Source organism: Posidoniimonas polymericola, assembly GCF_007859935.1.
GTDB lineage: Bacteria > Planctomycetota > Planctomycetia > Pirellulales > Lacipirellulaceae > Posidoniimonas > Posidoniimonas polymericola.
Genome location: NZ_SJPO01000017.1, coordinates 24,071 through 46,562, shown reverse-complemented (window position 1 = coordinate 46,562; position 22,492 = coordinate 24,071). Strand labels below are relative to the sequence as shown.

The window sequence follows — 22,492 nt, the reverse complement described above, 5'->3', positions numbered from 1 at the left end:
CGCCCTCCCTCTGATTCGGCGGGATCCGGACCTATTCCTTCAATGGATAGTGAAATTGCCCGCGGCATTTCGTCGCATTTCTGGGAGGAATCCCCGTAAGGCGGGCGGGGAATTCGCCCTGTACGATCCGAGAGTTCATCCGCCAAGTCACGTCATGCGGTTGCTGCGAGACGCTAGCGATAGCTCTGTACCTCTCCACCAATTCCCTCTTTTCTCTCTTGAAGGCCGGCGTCAGTGAACAGCGGGATCGGGTGTCTCCCGACCTGCTGACCTCGGTCGTTGTCTGCAATCTGAAAAGGAACTCCTCCGATGTACTGCAGCTCTTGGCGAAGTCTTGCTGCCACGTGTTCAATAGCGCTGGTTTGTTTCGGTGCGTTTATCGCCCCCACGGACCGGTGCTTGGCTCAGAGCCTGGTGCATCGTTGGAGCTTCGAAAACGACTACAGCGACGCGTCAGGAAACGGCAACACGGGAACCCCGGTGGGCTCCCCCACATTCGTGCCGGGCAAGTTTGGTCAAGCCGTTGCGCTCGCCGCGACGCCTGATGAAGGAGTCACGCCAGGAGACGGGGTGGCAAACGATTTTGCGGATGGGCTACCAACGCTGGGCGACGAGAGTTGGTCGCTCAATGTCTGGACAGATTCCGCCGGGGGGTTCCTGACCCACGTCGCGGGCTTCGGCGTCAACTGGCAGTACGCCGGCGGGATCGACGACGGACGCGCCCGGGCCATCATCGACTTCAACGGTTTCCATTTCTGGGGCGCCAACGTCGACCTCAACTCCGGGGTTACCTATCCGACCGATGGCAATTTCCACATGTACACGGTGACCTACGAAGGGGCGTCTTCCGTCGTTTCGATGTACGTCGATGGGGCGGCTGTCCAGTCGAACGAAGTCGCGCCGCTGGTTGATACGTTCCCCTACATCCAGGTAGGGAACCGCTCGTTCTGGAGCGAAGGGTTCGACGGCGCAGTTGACGAGTTTTCGGTCTTCAGCGGAACGCTCAGCGAGCAGCAGATCGGGGGCCTCTACTTCTTCAACGACCACACCCAATCGGTGACGATAGACCCCACCTTCACCGTCGACCGCGACTCGGGCGAAATCGTGTTCACGAACGACTCCAGTTTCGACATCGATTTGCTGGGTTACACAGTGCGGTCGGCGTCGGGCGCGCTCAACCCGTCGATGTGGGATTCCGTGGCTGGCCGCTTTGACGGCGCCGGCGACGAGTCCATCGACGACGACACCTGGACCGTGCTGACCAATTCCGCCAAGGAGTACAGCATTGAGTTCAGTGAGGGGGCGCCGGGGACCGATGGCGGGACCATTTCGATGGGCAAGACGGTTAGTTTCGGCGCCGACACTTGGATCGCTAACCCCGGCGAGGATGTCTTCATCGACCTGCTCCTCAACGACGGCCAGGGGACGATCAAAACGATCGCGGCGACCTTTACCGGCAACGCGGGCGAGTCCTATGCCCCAGGCGATTTCGACGCAGACGGGGACATCGACGCCACCGACTACGCCCTTTTCCGTTCCGGTGCGGATGCGGACACTTCGGGCTTTCTCGCCGTGCAGACCTATCTCGGCGGGGACCTGAACGGCGACGGACGCAAGAATCTGACCGACTACGGCATCTTCCGATCACTTTATGACAACGCGAACGGGGCCGGCAGTTTCATCGCGATGGCCTCCGGCGTGCCGGAGCCGACGACCCTCGCTCTCCTGATTCCCTTGGGCGCGTTGGCGTCGAGCCTGGTTCGCCGTCGGGCCTGCCTGCTCGCGGTGCTCTGTCTCGGAATGGCCGTCGCAGGGGACGCCCACGCTCAGTTCCACGCCTACTACCCGCTCAATGGAAATGCCGACGAACTCAGCGGCAGCAACATCGATCTCCAACTGGTCGGGGGCGCCACCTTCGAGGGGAGTCTCCACCCGGGTCTCGGCAATGCCTTCAGCGGAGACGGCGTGGACGACGCCGCGGTTGGGCAGAACTTTGTGCGGGTGAGTGGAAACAGTATGTCCGCCGTCGCCTGGGTCTTCGCCAAGTCGAATACCGGCGACTGGGAGTCGATCGTCAAGAATTGGGGCTCCACCATCCAGGGGCAGTTCCACTTTGGTCTGGGATTGGCGGACGCCAATACGCTCAACAGTCAGTACGCGACCTCCGACCCCGTGGAGTTTGTGAGCGACGTCACGCCAGAAGACCTGCCGGTCGGTCAGTGGGTCCACACGGCCTTTGTTCTCGACGCCGACGCCGGTGAGCACCGGCTCTACGTAAACGGGGCGGTGGTCGCGACCTCGCCGTACGCTGGTTCGCTGCTTCAACCGGGAGACGCGGGCTGGGCCACCGGCCTTGGGATCGGCGCCAAGCCCAACGACGACGGCTCTGCAGCCACCGGCGGTTTTGGATTTTGGGACGGCTACATCGACGAGGTCGGACTCTACTCGCGGGCGCTGAGCTCTGCCGAGATCTCTCAAATCGTCAGCAACGCCCAGCAGGGAATCCAGTTGGACGGCACGACCAATCCCTACGTCGAGATCGAGGTGAACCGATCGTCGGGGCTGGTGACGCTGAAAAACAACACCGCCGGGGCGGTCAACCTCAAGGGCTACGAGATCGAGAGCCTCGGTGGGAACCTCGACGCAACCGAGCTCGACCCGCTCGCGGGTAACGCCGGGTTCCCCGTTGGGAGCGGCACGGGGAACGGCTGGGAGTCTGATGGCGCCAACGGGCCGACACAGATCATCGAATCTTACTTCGACGGCGCCTCGACCTTCGCCGCTGGAACAACGCCGCTTGGTTTTATCTACAAGGGCGCCTCGGCCGCGGACGAGGACATCCGCCTTCGCTTCTCGACCCCCGGTGGTATTGTTTCGAGTTTCGTGACCTATGTTGACAACTACCAATCACTCTTGGGGGATTTCAACGGCGACGGCATGGTCAACGCGGCGGACTACACTGTCTGGCGGGACAACCTGAACGCCCCCACGGAAGACCTGATAAACAACTCCGGAGACGGAATCAACGGGGTCGACGCCCAGGACTATGTCGTCTGGAAGAACAACTTCGGCGCCCAGGCGTCGGGGGTCTCCGCCGCGGTCCCCGAGCCATCGGCGTTGGTCCTAGGGATGTTGATCTTGACGTCAATGGCGGGCAGGTCGCCGACCCGCCAGTAGGACCATCGCGTTCCCCACTCCATCTATCAAGCGTGCTAGATGCAACTCCTTGAGCTACCCATGGACCATTTTGTTAGACGCCGTTGGATGCCGACCAGGAGGTGCACACGAACGCTCCGGCGCGTCGTTATAGGGATAGCTCTTGCGGTGCTGTCGGGCGTATCGCGGGGGCAGACTCCGATTCCGGAGGGCCCGCTAATGGTGCGACTCGAGCCGGTCGCCACTGGCATCAGCGGCGTGCTCAGCGGCAACACCGCCAATGAACGGCGGCAATTTATCCCGATCGACATGACCCCTCTCGGGGACGGTCGCCAGTTGATAATGACGCTAGGGGGCCACGTCCGGCTGCTGAACTCCGATGGAGGCCTTGCCGCTGGGGCCTACCTCGACACCTTCGACACGCAGCGTTCTCCGCTGCCGGGCGATCTCGATTTCCGAGACATCGGCAACACCGGCATTGCTGCGCACCCCGGGTTCCTCGACCCGCTGTCGAGGGGCTACGGGAAGTTTTACACCCTAACCGCTGAACTGCCGAACCTTGTCTCGGCCGACTTCGATGACGGTGTCGCGTCGGTTATGGACAGCGTCGTTACCGAGTGGACAATCACCCCGAACGCTGTGACCGGCGCCACGCAGCTATCCCTTTCACAGAACGTCACGAAGCGGGAGGTGCTTCGCTCGGCAAGGCCCGGGATCATCCACACGCTCATCGACATTGCCTTCACCAACGACGAGTATCTAATCATCCCGAGTGGCGACGGGGGCGGAAACGCCTTCCCCAACACGGAAGGGAACGCCTTTGGCGCCGATCGCTTTGCGAACGCCCAGGACCCGACCAACATCATGGGCTCGGTGCTGCGTATTGACCCGCTTAGCCTCCCAGGCGACACCCGCCCCACCGGGGGTCAGAACCAGCAGTACCGTCTCCACCCCGACAACTGGGGTCTCACCGACGGCAACCCGGCCACGCCGGGCGAGACCTTCGCCTTCGGCGTGCGGAGCCCCTACCGGGTCTCTGTCGATAGCCTGACCAACGAAATCTACCTGGGCGATGTCGGCGAGTCGAGCCGCGAGGAAGTCAGCCGGATCGAGAACGGCGGCAACTACGGTTGGGGCGCCTACGAGGGGACCCTATTGGTCCGGCCCAACCTGATCCCCGGCCCCGGCGAGCAACCCCACTCGGCCCCGCTCTGGGACCTCTACCACAACCTCAACGGAAGCAGCGAGGCCGTCAACGTGGTCGGAGGTTTCGTTTACCGTGGAGCGCAACTACCGCAACTCCAGGGCAAGTACATCTTTGCCGACACGGGAGAGAGCGAGTTCACGCAACCGACCAACCTACTTGAAATCTACTACGGCGACCCCACCACGACCGCTTCCTCGAGTCGTGACGACCTCTACCGGCTTCAGCTGCAACTCCCTAGCGGGCTTTCTTCTATTGACAGAATCTGGAGCATCGCCGAGGACGAGGCGGGTGAGCTCTATGTGCTCGCGGGCCCCCAGCGTGACGGGGACCTTTTTGACGTCGGCCCCGGAGAGACCGACGGATCAATCTTCAAAATTGTCGCTCCGCTCGGCTCGCCCAACGGGATTGACGGCGACGTCAACCAGGACGGCCTCGTCACCCCCGACGACTTGTTGGCGATGCGTAGCGGATGGTACGCAACGGGGTTCGCGAGCGTCTTCGACCAGTACACCCATGGTGACCTGAACCTGGACGGAATCACTGATCTACGTGACTTGTACCTTCTTCACAAGGCGCTGCTTTCTGCGACCCAGCAAGCAAGCCAGGCGGCGCCAGAACCGCCTGGGATCGTCGCCTGCCTTAGCGCCATCATATTGATCGCTGCACGAGGCTGTAGGGCGCAAGTCAGAAACGATCCGTATTAGCCGACATGCGCCCGCCAGGACGCCTCTCAGAACAAGAACTGCAGCGAGCAGTCGCGTCTAAAGCCAATCCCCTGATCCAATCGGAGCGATTCATGATCAATCGTCGGTCTCAGCCAGCCCGATCCATCGACGCCCCGCATCTGGGATTCACGCTCGTTGAGCTGCTGGTCGTGATTGCGATCATCGGGATCCTCATAGCGCTCCTGCTGCCGGCGGTCCAGTCGGCCCGCGAAGCGGCTCGGCGTGCCCAGTGCGTCAACGCCCTGAAGCAAATCGGGTTGGGGATGCACAACTTCCACAGTGCCAGGGGCAAGTTTCCCCACGGCGCCTACTCCGATATGGCTCCCCTCGGCAAGGCGACGCAGGAATCGTGGGGCTGCGCCTGGACCGTGTGGGTGCTCCCCTATATCGAAGGACAATCGATCTACGACCGGTTGCTTTTTGGCGAGGACACCAACGGGGCGGTCAACAACAACGGTTCGGGATGGTTCGACCCCTACAACTACCGGATCGTTGGCAACACCACAGTGCCGGTCTACCAGTGCCCGTCCTCACCGATTACCGAACGTCCTCAGAGTGGCGGCGCCTTCGGAGATCCATGGCTCCCTCGCGACATTATGCTCAACCACTTTGCCGGAATATCGGGCTTCGGGGTCCCCCAGACCGGGACTTCGGAGTTCACCCTCGTCGGCTTCAATGAATCGCGCAAAACACGCGCGCAGTTCGGCGTCTCGAGCAGCGGCGGTATCCTCTTCGCCGGCGGGGCCATCGGCGCCCGCAAGATTCTCGATGGGACATCCAAGACCCTGATGGTCAGTGAGCAGAACGACGTCCTATTTGCCGACGGGGGACAAGAGCTCAAGATCGGAACCGGACTCGGGTACGGATGGCTCATAGGCTCCAACAAGAGCTCACCCCCGAAACTGACCCACCCCAACGCTAGCGGCGACTGGCGCGCTCACCAGTGCACAACCGTGCGTTACGCAATCAACCAGAAGAGCGGTTGGAGGTACCGGGAAGAATTCGATCAGCCAAGTTCGGACAGCCGCCTGACCGGGGTGGGAGTCATCGGATCGAACATCCCACTCAACTCCGCCCATCCAGGGGGGGTGAATGCCCTCTTCGGCGACGGGTCCGTCACATTCCTGCAGGATAGCCTGGAACTCCCCGTCCTGGCGGCAATATCAACCCGCGACGAAGGCCAGATCGCTAACCACGAATGAGACAAGGAATCCTATGCGAAAACGCATCCACCGCAGTTCGATTGCCGGGGTCGTGCTTGCGCACATCCTCGCGGCTGCCTGCGGCTGCAGCCAAGGCCCGGAGACCGTCACCGTTACGGGTTCGGTGACCCTCGATGGCAGCCCGCTCGACGACGCCCGCATCGAATTTGATTCCGGCGATGGCGCCCCCCCGGAATCGCTTGTCGTGACCTCCGGCGCCTTTTCGGGCAATGTCGTGGTGGGCACCAAGACGGTTCGATTCTTTGCACTCCGGCCGAGCAAGCCCAACCCCATGCTCAGTCCAACGGATGTCCAAAATCCTTTTGAAAACATCTTGCCCGACCGCTACGGCTACGATAGCGCCATTACAATAGACCTAAGCGTCGACGACCCGACAAACCTATCCTACGAGCTCGAAAGCAAGCGGTAGGCGATCCTTGACGACCGAGCTATTCACCGGTTTAGAAGAAACCGCAGACGACCGACTCTCATTCGCAATCGATCCTACCGAAACCCGCCCCCAGTTGGATGACTCGACAGAACGAAGAAGAGTTTTTGCAGTTGATTACTCAGTTCCAGCCGCGTCTCTACGGGTACCTGCTAACGCTTATGGGTAACCCCGACGACGCCAACGACGTGCTCCAAGAGACCAACGTAAATCTTTGGGAAGGCGCTTCCAAGTACGAGCCCGGCACGAACTTCAAGGCCTGGGCCTTCCGTGTCGCACACTTTCAGGTTATGAGCTACCGCCAACGACGGGTTCGCGATCGTGTAACCTTCAGCAATGACCTGGTCGCGACGCTTGCTGTCGAAGCAAGCGCTGCGGACGAACTCCAAGAGGCGCGGCGGGAACTACTTTCCGAGTGCCTCAAAAAGCTTCCCAAGAACATGCTCACGGTGGTCGGATTGCGCTATCTCGACGGACTATCGGTTTCTGAAATTGCCACGAAGCTCTCCTTGGCCTCTAATGCGATTTCACAGAGATTGTTCCGGGCGCGACGCGCCTTGGAAGAGTGCGTCGTGCGATCTATGACCTAACCTTGAGCGCAAGTGAAGGGCGCAAACCTGTCGCCCAGCCAGGACTGGCCGTGTATCGGCTCGAGTAGCATGCCATGTCAACCGTAAAACGCGACGACGACCCAGAACGTCAGTTGGATCTGCTGCTGGCAGAGATGGTCGACGGCCAGCCCGATCCTGACCGGCATCAGAAGATCGCTGCGCTGGTCGCCGATGACAAGTACCTCCGACAAAGGTATGTCGACTTCTGCCAGTTCCAGGCGATCTTGTTAGCGGAACACGGCGTTCTCCATGCATCGATAGACGACCGCCGGGTCGAACTCTCGAATAGCCAGGACCGTGCGGCCCCATCAGCCGGCTTGCGATTTCCCACGATGGTCACGCTTGCTGCGTTGGCGCTGGCTGTTTGTGTGCTGGTCACCGTGGCTCCCTTCACGCTGCCCGATCCCGGGGAGGAGCCTATCGATCCATCACGTGGGAGCGAGGTTGCCAGGGTTCATCGATCTATCGACGCGCAGTTTGTGTTCGGTCTCGATGCGTCAGGAAAGGTCGCTGCGGGGGACCGACTCCGGGAAGGGCCCTACGACTTGGTTGCTGGTATTCTTGAACTTCAATACGACAGCGGCGCCAGCCTGGTCGTTCAAGCGCCGGCCCTCTTTGACCTGGTTGACGCTTCTACGCTTCGGCTTCACGGAGGAAAGGTTGCAGCGCACATCCCAGAAGAAGCGATCGGCTTCGTGGTCGAGACAAGCGGCGGGCGGGTGGTCGATCTCGGCACCGACTTTGCTGTCGAGTCGCGAGCCGGCGACGACACCGAGATTCACGTATTCAACGGCGAGGTGAGGGTCGAGCCGCGTGGCCTCGTTGGCCTCGAACCAAATGTCGCGATGCTGACTCTCTACGGCGGCGGAGCGACGCGTATCGATGACGCCTCAGGCACGCCCGCTGGAATCGATCTCGACTCAAACAAGTTCCTGCGTCCCAATTCTTTCGCGACCGATCAGTATCCGGCCGCTGTAATGGGGTACGCGCCGGTCCTCTACTACCGGATGGAGCCGGGAGAAGACCCAAGACGCCTCGTCGATTCATCAGCTTCGGGGATCGACGCAGAAATCGCTAGTTCTTCGGTCGGTCCCGGGTTGTGGGCTCCGGGGAGGGTGGGGATCGGGATTGATATGTCGCGGAGCGACTTGGACTCGTACATTGCTGCGCAATACCCCAGGTCAACGACCGGTAAACTTACCGCGATGGCGTGGGTGCGCGCGCGGTCACGCCCCTACTGGGGCAGCATCGCCAAGAACTGGGGAAGCCAGATCCGTGGGCAGTTGCATTTTGGGTTGTGCGGATTTACCGGAGAACTCGCCGCGCACATCACTGACGCGGCAGGGGAAGAGATTGAAGTGGTTGATCGCGTCCCGCTTCCTCTCAACCAGTGGCACCACGTGGCCTTTGTAGCGGATGGGCAAGTGCTGCGTCTCTACCGCAACGGCGAAGAAGTGGCAAGCACGCCGTGCGAAGGCCTCGGTTCTAGCCCATCCCTCAACAAGCTTGCGATTGGCGACAAATTGGTCGACGGTGAGGAGTATGCCGAGACCTACGGGAAATGGGATGGCGTTCTCGACGAACTCGCAGTTTTTCATCGTGCACTGTCGGAGGTAGATATCCGACAGCTCTATCTCCTCGGATCCAATGAATGAGCCGCTGTCAGGGCTAGAAAAATCCGATGCGATTCTTGCTCTTGTGGCATTGCTTCGTCCCGTTCAACAAGGTTCTCACTTGATCTCGACCGGCAATCGTCAGTCGATATCGATGCTGAAGCCGTGAACGAAGATAAACGAATGACACGAATCATGCGGGTCTCACCAACCCCGCATGGCCGAGCAGCGTGAAGCCACGCAACGTCTCGATAGCAGTTGTCTCTTTTATCTGGTCAGGCAGCCGTTCGTTCGTAGTGCTTCAACACGCCGCCAAGCCACTGCCGGCAGACAATCTCTTCGCCCTCGTCCGGTGGATCATCGACCTCCGGCCAGACACCGAGCAACGCGTATGGTCCAAAAACTCAGCCGACGCGAATCGCCTTGATTTGTAGACTCTTTTGGCGGGATAGTCCATCAATCTCGGCCGAGATCCCGGGTCCGGAATCGGGTAAACTGGCTGCCTTTAGCAAAGCTCGCCGGGAGGCCCGATGACCACGCCCCTGCAACCCTGGCATCTCGCCTTCGTCTGGGCGGTCGGTTGGGTGAACCGCCAGCAGAACGTAACGATCGAGTACCTCTGCACGGAGAACCGCGTCCTGCGCGAGCAGATTGGAAAGAAGCGGATCCTGCTTACCGACGATCAAAGGAGAAGGCTGGCGGTCAAAGGGAAGGATCTGGGCCGCAAGGGCCTGGAGTCGATCATGCCCCTCTTCACTCCGGATACCATTCTGCGTTGGCATCGGAAGCTGGTTGCGCAGAAGTGGGACTACAGCGACCGGCGGAAGAAAGCAGGCCGGCCCCCGGTCGCGAAGGAAGTCACGGAGCTGATCCTAAAGATCGCGAAGGAGAACCGCTCTTGGGGCTACCACCGGATCCAGGGAGCGTTGGCGAACCTCTGCCACGAGGTCTCCGATTCGACCGTCGCCAATGTCTTGAAGGCCCACGGCCTGGAACCCGCGCCGCTCCGCAAGAAGCGGACGCCTTGGAAGGAGTTCCTGAAGGCGCACTGGGACCAGCTGGCGGCGGTCGACTTCACGAGTGTCGAGGTCTGGACGCCGCGAGGCTTGCTTACCTTCTACCTGCTCTTCGTGATCGAGCCGAACACGCGTCGGGTTTGCTTCGCGGGCTGCACGACGTCACCGAACGACGTGTGGATGCAGCAAGTCGCAAGGAATCTGATCGACGACGAGGACGGCTTCCTCAACGACTCGCGGCTGCTGTTGATGGACCGGGACGCAAAATTCTCCGCCGCGTTCCGAAACACGGTCAGCCACGGCGGCGTGCACTCGCTTCGGCTACCGCCCAAGACGCCTAACCTGAACGCCCACGTGGAACGTTTCATGCGGAGCATCAAGGAAGAGTGCCTCGATCGAATGATCTTCTTTGGCGAAGACGCGTTGCGGAACGCCGTCCGTGAGTACCTGGAGCACTACCACGCGGAGAGAAATCATCAGGGGCTCGACAACCGGTTGATTGAAGCCCCTGATGAGCCGCCACCGGACGGGGTGATCCAGTGTCGCGAACGGCTTGGCGGGATGCTCAAGCACTACCACCGAGCGGCGGCGTGAACTCGCGAAATCTGGTGTCGGATGAATTTTTGGACCTTACGCGCGCGCAAAGTCCGATAGCGAAGACAGCGCCGATCAGCAATAACGTCACGGCGCCGGGTGCGGGCGCCCTATTGGCGCCTGCTACCAACGCAGCGTTGTAGGCGTCGCGCCAGACGTCGTAGTCCCCGAGCCCTACCGCGAAGTCGCCGTCACCGTCCGCGGCAAGCCCGAGCCCGGACTCCCCTTGCGTGTCCCGCCAGACGGTGTAGTCGGCCGCGTCGATCAAGCCATCGCGGTTGTAGTCACCGGGCCTGATCAGCGAACGGATCGCGTAGATCTTCCCTGAATTCGCGTTCGTGGGAGACAGGTTTCCCCCTGGGGAGATATCGGCCAAGAACAGGGTGTCGCGGGTTGAATGGAGCCCGTCGAGATGCCCGATCGCCGGCTCGTCATTGCCGATGACATGGAAGTAGGCCCCGGTCTCCGGATCGACGAACGCGACGGCGTTCTCTTCATTGCTGAGACCGCCACCGCTGTAGATGCCGTGGAAACCAGCGAAGATCCCACCGGCGAGCGAGCCGCCGAAGAGGGGCGGCGAGAACGCAATCTCGTTGATCCCTTCGGCTTCTGCCCCGTCGGGTGACGGCAGCGGCTGGAAGTTCGTCAGGGGCGCCAGCCCCGACGAGCCAACATCGACCCCCGAGCGGTACTCCTGGTAGGTAGACGGGAACCCATAGCTCTCCGGCGTTCCGCCCAGGTCGGTCGCCGGAAGGACGTTGATCTCGTCCGGGCTCGTCGGCTCGTTCGGATCAACCAGCCCGTCGATCCCGTTGTCCCCGACGTAGAGGTCGCCGGTCAGCGGATGGAACGCGAGACCCGTCGGGTTCCGCAGGCCGGTCGCTACCACGTCGTGGGAGGTTGCGACCAAGCCAGAACCGATGTCCTGCAGGGTGACCCGGTGGATTGCCTCGCCTACGAGCGTCGCCGTAAGCCCCAGCGTTCCTCCAAGCCCCACCGTGCGTCGGGTAGCCTGAAAGTTAGCATCCGACCCCAGCTGAAAATACAGCTCGTAATCGCCGTCCGTTTGGGGCGACTCGCGCAACAGCAGCGACGAGTGGGGGTGAAGCCAGCCACCGCTTGGATAGGTGAATTGCAGCTGCCCCAGCGGCGAGAGGAGCTCCGATGGTGAATCGCTTATGCGGTAGAAGGAGATCGGTACGTTCTGCCCCTGCCCGGTAACTGCCACCAAATCGCCCGCCCGCTTGAGGCTGGAGAGCCGGCCGCCAGGCACGTCCGCGACCAGTGTCTCGCGTAACTCGGCCACGCCGTCCCGGTCGGCGTCAACGAGGCGCACGATTGAACCGCTGGAACTGCCAAAGAAAGACGAGCCGTTGCTCACGGCGGCGAGCACCGACCCGTCATCAAGGCTGGTCATGCCAACCGGGAAATTCAAACCGTCCGCGAACGTTGTCACCTCGTACTGGCCTGATTCAAGCCCCGGCCCACGCAGCGTGACAGGTTGCCCCCACGCGACGCCGCCGGCTAGCCATATCAACGACCACGCGACACGGGTGCAAAACTTCATTCGGCCGGCTCGCGGAAGGCGGGGCGGGATTTCACCTTACGACGACCCGCCTCGACGCCCACGGTCAGCAGACTGAACTGGCGGAAAACGGGCTTTGCGCACTCCGCCCCGGAAGTGCGCAAGGCCCCGCGTCAGGAGATTCCGACGCGGGACCTCTGCCCCGCGCACCAAGATCGATTACGACCGACGCCGTCTCCGCAGCATTCCGAGGCCGGCGATCACCGCCAGCGCCGCCCCGGCGGGCTCGGGCGCCGTCGATCCGGCCCCGGCCCCCGGCGCCGCCTGGAAGGTCAGCATGCCGTGCGGCCATAGCGCGAAACTACTGCTGTCGTGCCAGTTCCAGATCGGCAAAAAGTTATTGGCCGCGTCACGAGTGATCATCGAAATGTTGAATCCCCACACCTCGCCAGCCTCCGGGCCGGAGCGTGCGCCCCCGTCGGTAGCATTGAGACCGGTTGGGAGCACCGCGCCGTCTCCGCGGCCGTACCCCGAGACCCACAGATCGTAGTCGGCCTCGTTGACGGTGCCATCATCGTTCCCGTCCGCACCGTCAAGCAAGCCGTCTCCGGCGTTACCAACAACGGTTCCGAACGTGTCACGCCAAAGAGTATAGTCCGCCGCGTCCTGGTTGCCGTCGCCGTTGTAGTCGGCATTAGGGGCAGGGGCTGGGATAAATTGGTCCGCGTCTAGGTCGGCGAAAGGAATCACTAACTCGGCGATGCCTGATGGCTGACCCGCGGAGGGCGAGTTGGTGTTGGTCTGGGCGACGACAATACCACTGCCAGACAATCCCGGTCCCTCGACGGTGTTCCCCCCTTGGTTCCAATTGCCCTGATCGCCAAATGGGGTGTTGACGTGCGCCTCGGTGTAGAAACCAATCCCGTCGCGATCGGCGTCGGTCGACACGTGGGTCCCAAGGTATTGGTTGAACGCAAACTGATACCCGTCGACGTTTTGGTCGGTCGACTGGCCCGCCGGGACGGGATCGCCCGCGTTGTTCGTGTTGAGGTCGCCGTCCCGGTTTGGGTCGATGTAAAGGTTTAGGTTCTCTTCTCCAAATGAGATCGCAGGGTTGCCCGGGAACAGCTCGTCCAAGAAGCCGAAGTCGTAGTCGGTCTCGTAGAGGATGTAGAGGTTGCTGGTATCGTACAGGATCCGGAAGCGGTTGTTGTCCTCGTCAACGTCGCTGAAATCCTTGCGGAGCTCTCGCCAGTCGCCGGCCTCCGCAGCGGCGGAGTCCCATTCGCCGGGAGAGACCGTGCCGTCAATCGTCGGCGGACTCGAGGTGAAGTTGACATTGTAGTTCCGGATATCTTGAGCGCCCGATTGCGAGCTCGCTGTGGCGGCCATTGCCGTGACCGCCGTCAGCACCCAACGTCGAAGAGTCATGCCGAACCCCCTAAATAAACAAAGATGACGAAACTAGACGAGCACCGCTTTGCCCCAGGCAATCTACGGTCAATCAACAACGGTGTTAGCTCTTCTTGCCTGCAATGGCTGCCCCGCCAACGCCTTTTTTCGACCGCACCAACCGGAGGGCTACTTCCCTCTCATGCACCGATCTCCCCTATCAAAACCAACGCGCTCAACGTGTAGCCTCTAAATAACTGCACGAGATCCACGCTCGCGAATCGTGTCTGTCGAAACCGCTCCCTCTCACCTCCGCACATGCCGAGGTGGAAGGGGTTAGGCGCCCTCGTTAATGATCTCTCCGTCCGAACGGTGCCCGATGCGGTTGAAGGTCTCTTGGTCGATTTCATAGCTGAGCAGCCGGACCGAGCCGTCCGCGTAGGAGATGAAGAACCCGCCCGTGTGGGCTGCGCCGGCAGTAATAAACTGGCCGTTGCCGCCGTTTACCTGGCTGACTTGCTCTTTCGGGGTCGAGTCCGAGAACGGCTGGGCGATCGTGGACCGGAGCGTGTCGTAGTCCCAGCCGTCGGACCAGCCCGCGTCGTTGTCGGTCTCGCTGTCGGAAAGCCGCTTCTCACAGATGACGCCCGTCTTGCTGAGGCCGTCGGTGATCCGGGCGATCTTGATCGGGTTGGGCGTGCCGGTCCTGACCGGCGCGAAGGCGGGGGGACCGCCGGTCCCTTTCTTGACCCACCAGTTGGTTCGCACGATCACCCCCCAGTAGCTCGTGTAACTCGTTGCGTTGTACTTTGACAGACCGGCCACGGCCGCTGATCCGGGCGCCACAGCTGGGTCGTGCCGGTAGACGCCACCGGCTCCGTCCCCCCAGAAGGCGTACTCACGGCCCGGCGCCCGATCGAGCAGCGTATCGTAGTTGCCGTAAATTCCATTGGTTCCTAGCTGGCTTCTGGCAGGCATTGGCACGAGCGCCGCGTAGTCGATCAACCACCGGCCGACACTGCTCTGGGTAGGCGCCCGCCGAGAGGGGCAGAAGTACATCTCAATCGGCGTTCCAGAGAGTTGAGGCGTCGTTGAGATGTCGTGAACCGACCCTTCTTCTAGGTAGGGCAACAGCTGGAAACCCCAGCTCAGCCCCTGCTTTCCGGCCGTGTAGGGTGTGCCCGGGTCAGAGTAGTCCTCGATCTGTGGCCAGGTGCTTATCCCGCCGGTAGGAAACACTTTCAGGCTGTCGACGTGGTTCTGCATGGCCAGCCCAATCTGCTTGAGCTGGTTTTGGCATTGCGATCTCCGCGCGGCCTCCCTGGCGGACTGGACCGCTGGCAGCAGCAACGCGATCAGGACGCCGATGATTGCTATTACTACAAGCAACTCAACCAGCGTGAACCCGCGCCGCACCGCGACGCGCGCTAGCAAGCTCCTGGACATAGTCATTGTCCTTTCGAGTCAGTCCTGATCGGAAGCCACGGGCTCGCCTGAACAAGAGATGTCCATTCGCACCAGCAGCCGGCCCGCGACCTTCGTCGCGCGGCACAACACGGTTCGCGCAAACGCAGGCCACGAAACTGCGATTCAAAAAATCGCACCCAAAAACCGCGATAAAAAACCACCGGTCAACTACTGGCGACAGAGTTGGCCGAGGAACTCGATAGCTTCAAAACGGAAACAGTTAATCGACCCGATAATCAGGTCGGTGATCTTCTTTCCCGCTAGCAAAAAAGAGGAGTTAAACTAGTTCAACTGGGCGTGAAAAAAAACGCCCTCGCCGCCCGAAATTGAGACTCTTAGTGATCCGAGCCAGTGTTTGTAGGTGAGCCGCTTCGAACCACTGGGGTTGGAATCTAGGGCTCTCGGATCATTGTGTCAAGTTTTTTTCGCCCCATTCTCCGTTTGCTTGTAACCAACCCGCTTCAATCGCGTCTCTCGTTCCACCTGCCTTGGAGCGAGGGAGCTTGATCGCTTCCCCTGCTGCAAGCGGGAAGTGGGGTCGTTGTTGTGACTCAGGGCCGACTCGTCGACGCACGCACCACCAGTTCGGGGCGGACCGAGATTACTCTGCCCGTCGCCATCGACGCTTCATCGGCTTGGCGTTCAAGCACTGCCTGGGCGGCCTGCCGCCCAATCTCGATCGGCTGCTGCCGCATCGTCGTGAGCGGCGGCGAAAGCTCGTCGGCGAAATCGAGATCCGCGTAGCCTACAATCGACACGTCTTTGGGCACCCGCAAGCCCAAATCTGCAGCCGCGCGGTAGAGAATCCGCGCCTGGTGGTCCGACACGGCGAACACGGCAGTGGGACGCGGCGAAGAAGTGAGCACCTGCTTGGCGACCTCGAGTCCATCAGAGCCCGATTCGTTGGTTTTCCAGCTTCTTACGACACTCCCACCACGGCTTGCCACCGCTTCTTCGAACAGTTGGCGTCGACGCACGGACCAACCCTGCCACTCGGTCTCGCGGGCGCCGAAGCAGGCGATCTGCTTGTGGCCCAAGCCGATTAAGTGCTCGGCGACGCAGGTCGCGCCGGCGAGCTCATCTGTTTCGATAGAATCGGCGTGCACCTCGTCCGGCAGCCGGTGATCGATGCTGACTACCGGCACGCGTCGCTCGATCAGTTCGCGGTAGTGGTCGTAATAGGCCACCGCAAAGCTCGGCCACAAGATCAGGCCGTCTACTCGCCGGTCGAGGAGCCGATTGATTTGCTCCACGCCCGCGGTGTCGTCGTCGTTGAACTCGGGAAACTCTCGGCAGTCGCCAATCCAGATCGTGATCGGCAAATAGTCGGCTTCGGCTAGGGTAATGTGGATGCCGGCAAGCACGCCCACCCAGAACGAATCGTGCGGCGGGATCATCACCCCAACCGTCTTGGAGCGTCCCTTCTGCATGCCGTCGATCAGCAGGTTGCGGCGCCACCCAAGCCGGCTCGCGGTTTCTTTTACGCGGGCGCAGGTCTCCTTGCCAAAGTTCTCGGTGTCTCCGTTGAGGATCCTTGAGGCGGTGGTCTTCGATACCCCTGCCGCGGCGGCGACGTCTTTCAGGCGGGCCGGTCGTCGATCTGCAGGTGCCATGGCACAGTTGATTGGGCGTTGAGAGGGTTGCCAAAAAAAGATAGTTTCTCGCCTTCAGGTTATCCGCTATAGTGCCGCGCAGGAATCGCCCCGGCGGAATTGACATGATTTCTCGCACCGGAGAATCTAGTACTATGCCGCGCCTGTTCGCTACCGCTTGTCTCGGTCGCTTAGTGCTCAGAGCCCTTTTCTGGAGCCCACTCGTCGTTCTCGCGGCGACGGCTGCGGCGCAACCATCGGCGGCCGAGGAGCCCATGCCGGTCGTGCTCGGCTACTACCCTGCCTACGAGGGGTTCAACGAGGCCAGCATCCCGTGGGACCGTTTCACCCACGTCTGCCACGCGTTCATCACCTCCGACAAGCAGGGACAGATCGAGACCAACGACAAGGTCCCAAGTCGCTCTCTTACCGAAAGGGCCGCAAGGCACGACACCCCGGTCATACTCAGTGTGGGCGGCTGGGGAGACGCGGACGGCTTCGAGATGGCGACCTCCTCGCCCGAGAAGATGGCCAGTTGGGTCGAGGATCTTACCCAGATTGTCGTCGAGTACGGGTACGCGGGAGTCGACGTGGACTGGGAGTTCCCCAAGGATGAGTCGACGAAGCAGCGGTTCACTCAGCTCGTGCGGGCGATCCGATCAAGCTTTGACCGCGTCACGACGACGACCGGCATGAGGCTGTTAATCACGTCGGCGGTGACCGCGCGACCGGCCGAGGGAAAGTGGATCGATGGCCCCGCGTTGGAAGGGGCTATCGACTTCCTCAATGTGATGACCTACGACTTCTCGGGCCCGTTTACCGCGGTAGCCTCGCACCACACGCCACTGTTCGGTTCCCCCGAGGACCCCGAGTCAGCATGGCGGTCGACCCAGGCGGCGATGGCGTATTGGGAAGAGACCCAGGGGTTTCCTCGCAGCAAGCTCAACGTTGGTATCCCACTCTACGGCCGGAAGTTCCCCCTCCGCCAGCCTTACACGGCTACCTCCGGGGCTCGCGCAGCCGGATTCGGCACGCCAACGTACCGACAGATCCTAAAGCTAATCGACGCGGGTTGGACCCTTAAGCAAGACGCACACGCTAAGGCGCCCTGGATTCTTGCGCCCCAAGGCGAGCTTGGAATCGTCGCCTTCGATGACGAGGCCTCTGCACGCCGCAAAGCGGAGTGGGCCCGCAGTCAAGGGTACCGTGGCATATTCTTCTGGGCGATCGGGCATGACTCCCTGCCCGAGGGCCGGTTCCCTCTGCTGGACGCGTCGATCGCCGGATGGCAGGGGGCCGAGTGAGGTCAGGCGGCCGACAATCCACTTGGTTTCGGGCGCCACGATGCTTAGACTGACGCTTTCTGAACTGGTTCAAACCCGTTGTTTTGCAAGGATCTGCTGTGCCTCCAGCACTCGCGACTCCGGCCGCCGAACTGGCGCCGATCCCCTGGGAACCCGCCCCCGACGGCTGTGATCAGGTCGTATGGAGGCACTCCGGAAATCCAGTCGTCGGCGCCTGGAACGTCCCCGGCGGGCTAGGGATCTTCAATTCGGCGGTGGTGCGTTTCGGCTCTAAGTTCGCCGGCATCTTCCGGGTCGAGAAGAAGCGGCGATTCCCCAAGCTCCACGCCGGCTTCAGCGACAACGGTCTCGACTGGCAGATCGAACCGGAGCCGATCGAGTTCGCCACGGACGTCGAACCCCGCCCCCTGAACGAGTACGCCTACGACCCTAGGGTCTGCCTGCTCGACGGTTCCTTCTACCTGACATGGTGCGCCGGCCACAACGGCCCGACCATCGGCGTCGCCTACACCAGCGATTTCCAGACCTACCACCGGATCGAGAACTCGTTCCTCCCGTTCAACCGCAACGGTGTTCTCTTCCCCAGGAAGATAGACGGCTACTACTGGATGCTCAGCCGACCGAGCGACGACGGGCACACGCCGTTCGGAGACATCTACATCAGCCGCAGTCCCGACCTGGTGCACTGGGGCGGTCATCAACTAGTAATGAAGCGAGGCGGCCTCGACCAGGGAGTCTGGTGGCAGCTCACCAAGATTGGCGCTGGGCCGACGCCAATCGAGACCCCACTCGGCTGGCTCATCCTGTACCACGGAGTGATGGACACCTGCAAAGGATTTGAGTACTCGATGGGCGCCGCCATCCTGGACCTCGAGAAGCCCTGGATTGTACGCTACCGCAAGACCGACTTGCTGCTGGCGCCCGAGGCCGAGTACGAGGTCACCGGCCACGTCGACAACGTGGTGTTCCCGTGCGCCGCTTTGCACGACGAGCAACTAGGCCGCTTGGCGATTTACTACGGCGCCGCGGACACCACGACCTGCGTCGCCTACGCCGAGCTTGACCCGCTGCTAGACTCGATTGTTAACGACTCGATTGTGTTCTGAACCACAAGTCTGTTGGCGGCACCCTCCCGCCGAACTAGATCGAAGCCCGCGTGAACACCCTCCATCCGGTCGATATCGCGATCATCGCGGCCTATCTGGTAGTGGTGGCGGCGTCGGGCGTGCTCCTCTCCCGCCGCGCGTCGACAAGCATCGAGAGCTACTTCCTCGGCGGGCGGAGCCTGCCGTGGTGGATGCTGGGCGTTTCCAACGCATCTGGGATGTTCGACATCACGGGCACCATGTGGATGGTGACCCTGATGTTCGTCTACGGCGTGCAGAGCATCTGGATCCCTTGGCTTTGGCCCACCTTCAATCAGGTCTTCATGATGGTGTTCCTCGCCGCCTGGCTGCGCCGTTCGGGCGCGCTTACCGGCGCGGATTGGCTTCACACTCGCTTCGGCGAGGGCGCGGGGCTGGTGATGGCGCACCTCAGCGTGGTGCTCTTCGCCCTGGTCACCGTAATCGCGTTCATCGCCTACGCGTTCGTCGGCGTAGGGCGGTTCGCGGCCGAGATATTTCCGTGGGGATTTTCGCCGAACGCCTACGCGATCGTCATCCTGGGCGTGACTTCGGTCTACGTCATAGCGGGGGGGATGTACAGTGTGGTGCTGACCGACCTGCTGCAGTTCGTACTGCTCGTAACCGCCGCCCTCCTCGTAACCGCCGTCGCACTCACGCGTACATCGCCTGACCAGATTTCGGCTCTCACTCCCTCCGGGTGGGATTCTCCTTGGACCGGCTGGAGGCTGAGCCTCGACTGGCCGGAGGGCTCGGCCGCGGCGATGGCGCGAGGCGGGTACGAGGCGTTTGGAGCTTTCCTTGGCATGGCGCTCGCCAAGGGCATCCTCGCGAGCATCGCCGGGCCGACCCCGGGCTACGACATGCAGCGGGTGCTCGCGGCACGCAATGAGCGAGAGGCTTCGCTCATGAGTGGCATCGTCTCGCCGGTGCTGTTCCTGCCACGCTACCTGCTCATCGCCTCAGTCGCTGTGCTGGCGCTCGTGGAGTTGAATCCCAACTCAGGAACGCCGCACCTCGACAACCTGCTACCGTCAGTTATCGTTCAGGTCCTGCCTGTCGGCCTGGTTGGCTTGATGCTCGCAGGCCTGTTGGCGGCGTTCATGAGCACGTTCGACTCCACCGTAAACTCCGGCGCAGCCTATTTGGTAAACGACCTGTACAAGCGGTACCTGAACTCCAATGCCTCGAGCCGCCGGCTGGTGCTGATGAGCTACGCCGCAAGCATCGCGGTTGTGATTGTCGGCGTCGTCGCAGGCCTCAACGCCGGCGACATCAACGACAATCTGCAATGGATCGCGGCGGGGCTCTACGGCGGCTACGTCGCTCCCAACGTGCTTAAGTGGGTCTGGTGGCGATTGAACGGCGCGGGCTACTTTGCCGGGATGGTCACCGGAGTAGTGTCGTCGCTGCTGTTAACCAGGGCCGACTGGCTGGCCGCCGCAGTCGTGTCCAAGGCGCCGTCCTGGCGGGCCTCGATCGAAGCGGTCATGCCGTTCGTTACCGCGCTGTGGATGTTCCCGGTACTGTTGGCGGTGAGCGGCCTCACCGCCGTCGCGGTGAGCCTGCTCACGCCGGCCGACAACAACCAGGTCCTTCAGGATTTCTACCGCAACGTGCGTCCATGGGGGTTCTGGGGGCCGATTCGCCGTGTGGTTGAGGCCGACTACCCGGGGTTCAAACCTCCTAGCGGCTTCGTCAGAGATATGTCCCTATGCGCTGTAGGGATCATCTGGCAGGTCGCTCTCTGCGCAGCCCCGATCTACCTGGTGCTGCAGAACTGGACGGCGATGACGGGGAGCCTCCTCGTGGTTTTCGTAGCGTCTGCTTTGCTGAAACGCTTCTGGTACGACCGGCTCGTCCCCGCCGCGGATTAGCTCGCATCCCAGCGCCGCTTAGCCTTAACGCAGTGTCTCTACCGACTAGCTAATTCAGAGAAGCTTTTGCAAGCTCGAGGGATAGATCTGCCAAGTGGGCGGGCGATCGTCCCATTCAGGAAGGTTGTCCAACGTGACCTGCCCCCAGTAGCGGAACCAGTTTCAGTGTTGTATCCCAGCCAGCTCACTTCGTGGAGGCTTAGCCGGAACGAAGTGAGCTGGCTGGGTCGCCTCCGGGGCGTCGTGTTCAAGAAGGTTGTACAACGATCCAGCCCATTGATTCAAGGTCGAGAACCGCGTTGAACGGCTCTTGGAGCGACGCCCGTCGCGAATCACCGCCGCTCTATCAACGGCGCATGGAGTCGTGCCGCGAATCTTCGCGCCGCGGCTATTCGACTTGCCTCGGCAGCTTCGTCAGGCAGCTTTCCTTTCGTAGCACTTCAGCACCCCGCCGAGCCGCTCCCGGCAGACCACTTCGTCGCCGCTGCTCGGAGGGTCATCCGAATCCGACCACACCCCGAGCAGCGGCTTGTTGTCCTTGCGCTGATGAGGGCGTAGCTCGTGATAATAGTCCACGAATTCGGAAACCAAGTAATCGAGGTGATTCAAGCCAAAGGCGATGAAGCGATTCAGGCATTCGTACTTGACGCTCTGGATCCAACGCTCCACGAATGCGTTCTGGTTCGGAGCCCGAGGAGCGGTTGGCTCAACGACAGCACCCGCGTCTGAGAAGACTCGGTCGAACCGCTTGCTGTACTTGAAGTCCTGATCCCGCACCAGGTAACGAACCGGCAACTCCATCCCCTTGGCTTGCTCCAGCATCGATTCGGCCTGCTCGACCATCCATTGGTCGTCCGCCTTGAAGGTGGCTGGCGAGCAGATCACGCGTCGAGATTGGATGTTCAGAAACACCAGCACATACGCCTGCCGTAGCCCTGTCGGAGTGACCACCATCTTCGAGAAGAAATCGACCTGCCAAAGCGTTTCGGCGTGGATCTTGATGAAATCGTCCCACGTCCCCGTGCCCCGCTTCGGGCTGGGCGAGACGCCCTCTTCCTTGAGGATCGTCCGCACCGTCGTGCGACCAACGCACTGGATGCGGAGTTTTTTCAACTCGCCAACGATTCGACCGTATCCCCAGCCAGTTTGGGTAGCAAGTCGAACAACGATCTGCCGCAAGCTCTCAGGAGTGCCCTTGCGGCCCATCTTCTTGGCGGGAGGCTTCCCCTGGCTTTTGCGCTCACGCCAACGCTGGTAGGTTCGGGGATGCACGATCGAAACCAGCTTCAGCACGTCTGAACCGATGCCGTCGCCCAGCTCCAACAGCCGCTCTCGCTCCTCATTTGAAAGGAAGATCCGACTCTGCGGCACCCGGGCCCGGGTCATCTCGAGCTCGGCTTTCAAGAACAGAACCTGCCGCCTGAGCTGGTCTTCCTCCGAACGCGCCATCAGAAACAACAGCGGCGTAAACCAACCCTTCATTAGGCAACCGTCCTTGCGAGATTTCTCGGGAAACTGGGGCGACAAACTTTCCGAACCCCTGGTGTCGCGTGATTCTCTCAGCAAAGACGCTGGCTTCAAGCATCATTCTCGGTATGGCTCTCCAAAATCTCGCAACAACCGGAGTAGCCAAGCTGGG

The 22,492-nt window shown here is 61.5% G+C and carries 15 protein-coding genes; 10 read left to right on the top strand and 5 right to left on the bottom strand.

Translation table 11 applies throughout. The annotated features are described in order from the left end of the window. Positions 1-399: 399 nt before the first annotated feature. The 7 genes from Pla123a_RS23580 to Pla123a_RS23550 all read left to right on the top strand — a co-directional run bounded on the left by Pla123a_RS23580 (position 400) and on the right by Pla123a_RS23550 (position 10,572). Entirely contained in the window at positions 400-3,177 is a 2,778-nt protein-coding gene (locus Pla123a_RS23580; RefSeq protein ID WP_197528240.1) for a LamG-like jellyroll fold domain-containing protein, read from the top strand. A gap of 198 nt (positions 3,178-3,375) precedes the next feature. Continuing rightward, on the top strand, positions 3,376-5,067 hold the full coding sequence (locus Pla123a_RS23575; RefSeq protein WP_197528239.1) for a PQQ-dependent sugar dehydrogenase: 1,692 nt from the start codon (positions 3,376-3,378) through the stop codon (positions 5,065-5,067). 92 nt (positions 5,068-5,159) lie between these two features. Then, positions 5,160-6,290 carry a DUF1559 domain-containing protein gene (locus Pla123a_RS23570; protein ID WP_261342780.1) on the top strand — a complete coding sequence of 377 codons (1,131 nt, stop codon included), beginning with the start codon at positions 5,160-5,162 and terminating at the stop codon, positions 6,288-6,290. A 13-nt stretch (positions 6,291-6,303) separates the two neighbouring features. Next, on the top strand, positions 6,304-6,720 hold the full coding sequence (locus tag Pla123a_RS23565) for a hypothetical protein (protein WP_146591655.1): 417 nt from the start codon (positions 6,304-6,306) through the stop codon (positions 6,718-6,720). A gap of 98 nt (positions 6,721-6,818) precedes the next feature. Beyond that, on the top strand, positions 6,819-7,328 hold the full coding sequence (locus Pla123a_RS23560) for a sigma-70 family RNA polymerase sigma factor (RefSeq protein WP_146591653.1): 510 nt from the start codon (positions 6,819-6,821) through the stop codon (positions 7,326-7,328). Positions 7,329-7,402: 74 nt separating this feature from the next. Further along, positions 7,403-9,004, top strand: coding sequence for a LamG-like jellyroll fold domain-containing protein (locus Pla123a_RS23555; protein WP_146591651.1), 1,602 nt, complete (start codon positions 7,403-7,405; stop codon positions 9,002-9,004). Between the two features lie 488 nt (positions 9,005-9,492). After that, positions 9,493-10,572 (top strand): integrase core domain-containing protein, encoded by a 1,080-nt coding sequence (locus Pla123a_RS23550; RefSeq protein ID WP_197528238.1) that lies wholly within the window; start codon positions 9,493-9,495, stop codon positions 10,570-10,572. On the opposite strand, the gene Pla123a_RS23545 is transcribed toward Pla123a_RS23550, so the two are convergent. The 4 genes from Pla123a_RS23545 to Pla123a_RS23530 all read right to left on the bottom strand — a co-directional run bounded on the left by Pla123a_RS23545 (position 10,544) and on the right by Pla123a_RS23530 (position 16,569). After that, positions 10,544-12,139 carry a hypothetical protein gene (locus Pla123a_RS23545; RefSeq protein WP_146591649.1) on the bottom strand — a complete coding sequence of 532 codons (1,596 nt, stop codon included), beginning with the start codon at positions 12,137-12,139 and terminating at the stop codon, positions 10,544-10,546. The two genes, Pla123a_RS23550 and Pla123a_RS23545, sit on opposite strands and share 29 nt — an antisense overlap. Before the next feature lie 177 nt (positions 12,140-12,316). Next, positions 12,317-13,528 carry a hypothetical protein gene (locus tag Pla123a_RS23540; RefSeq protein WP_146591647.1) on the bottom strand — a complete coding sequence of 404 codons (1,212 nt, stop codon included), beginning with the start codon at positions 13,526-13,528 and terminating at the stop codon, positions 12,317-12,319. Between the two features lie 297 nt (positions 13,529-13,825). Further along, a complete protein-coding gene (locus Pla123a_RS23535; protein ID WP_197528237.1) occupies positions 13,826-14,935 on the bottom strand; it encodes a DUF1559 family PulG-like putative transporter in 1,110 nt (369 codons plus the stop codon). A gap of 572 nt (positions 14,936-15,507) precedes the next feature. After that, positions 15,508-16,569, bottom strand: coding sequence for a LacI family DNA-binding transcriptional regulator (locus Pla123a_RS23530; RefSeq protein WP_146591645.1), 1,062 nt, complete (start codon positions 16,567-16,569; stop codon positions 15,508-15,510). Between the two features lie 254 nt (positions 16,570-16,823). Here Pla123a_RS23530 and Pla123a_RS23525 point away from each other — a divergent pair, with 254 nt between their 5' ends. The 3 genes from Pla123a_RS23525 to Pla123a_RS23515 all read left to right on the top strand — a co-directional run bounded on the left by Pla123a_RS23525 (position 16,824) and on the right by Pla123a_RS23515 (position 20,853). Then, a complete protein-coding gene (locus tag Pla123a_RS23525) occupies positions 16,824-17,852 on the top strand; it encodes a glycoside hydrolase family 18 protein (protein ID WP_197528236.1) in 1,029 nt (342 codons plus the stop codon). A 98-nt stretch (positions 17,853-17,950) separates the two neighbouring features. Continuing rightward, the gene (locus Pla123a_RS23520; protein WP_231956612.1) at positions 17,951-18,958 is read left to right on the top strand and encodes a glycoside hydrolase family 130 protein; all 1,008 of its coding nucleotides are present in this window, start codon (positions 17,951-17,953) and stop codon (positions 18,956-18,958) included. 50 nt (positions 18,959-19,008) lie between these two features. Further along, positions 19,009-20,853: a sodium:solute symporter family protein gene (locus Pla123a_RS23515; protein ID WP_146591641.1), complete on the top strand. Its 1,845-nt coding sequence runs from the start codon at positions 19,009-19,011 to the stop codon at positions 20,851-20,853. A 414-nt stretch (positions 20,854-21,267) separates the two neighbouring features. Here the strand turns inward: Pla123a_RS23515 and Pla123a_RS23510 are convergent, their stop codons facing one another. Next, positions 21,268-22,335, bottom strand: a complete 1,068-nt coding sequence (locus Pla123a_RS23510; protein ID WP_146591639.1) for an integrase core domain-containing protein — start codon at positions 22,333-22,335, stop codon at positions 21,268-21,270. Positions 22,336-22,492 lie beyond the last annotated feature (157 nt).

Coding starts and splice junctions, on each gene's coding strand:
- Pla123a_RS23575 (WP_197528239.1), top strand. CDS start 3,376: ATGGTGCGACTCGAGCCGGTCGCCACTGGCATCAGCGGCGTGCTCAGC.
- Pla123a_RS23570 (WP_261342780.1), top strand. CDS start 5,160: ATGATCAATCGTCGGTCTCAGCCAGCCCGATCCATCGACGCCCCGCAT.
- Pla123a_RS23565 (WP_146591655.1), top strand. CDS start 6,304: ATGCGAAAACGCATCCACCGCAGTTCGATTGCCGGGGTCGTGCTTGCG.
- Pla123a_RS23560 (WP_146591653.1), top strand. CDS start 6,819: ATGACTCGACAGAACGAAGAAGAGTTTTTGCAGTTGATTACTCAGTTC.
- Pla123a_RS23555 (WP_146591651.1), top strand. CDS start 7,403: ATGTCAACCGTAAAACGCGACGACGACCCAGAACGTCAGTTGGATCTG.
- Pla123a_RS23550 (WP_197528238.1), top strand. CDS start 9,493: ATGACCACGCCCCTGCAACCCTGGCATCTCGCCTTCGTCTGGGCGGTC.
- Pla123a_RS23545 (WP_146591649.1), bottom strand. CDS start 12,139: ATGAAGTTTTGCACCCGTGTCGCGTGGTCGTTGATATGGCTAGCCGGC.
- Pla123a_RS23540 (WP_146591647.1), bottom strand. CDS start 13,528: ATGACTCTTCGACGTTGGGTGCTGACGGCGGTCACGGCAATGGCCGCC.
- Pla123a_RS23535 (WP_197528237.1), bottom strand. CDS start 14,935: ATGTCCAGGAGCTTGCTAGCGCGCGTCGCGGTGCGGCGCGGGTTCACG.
- Pla123a_RS23530 (WP_146591645.1), bottom strand. CDS start 16,569: ATGGCACCTGCAGATCGACGACCGGCCCGCCTGAAAGACGTCGCCGCC.
- Pla123a_RS23525 (WP_197528236.1), top strand. CDS start 16,824: ATGCCGGTCGTGCTCGGCTACTACCCTGCCTACGAGGGGTTCAACGAG.
- Pla123a_RS23510 (WP_146591639.1), bottom strand. CDS start 22,335: ATGAAGGGTTGGTTTACGCCGCTGTTGTTTCTGATGGCGCGTTCGGAG.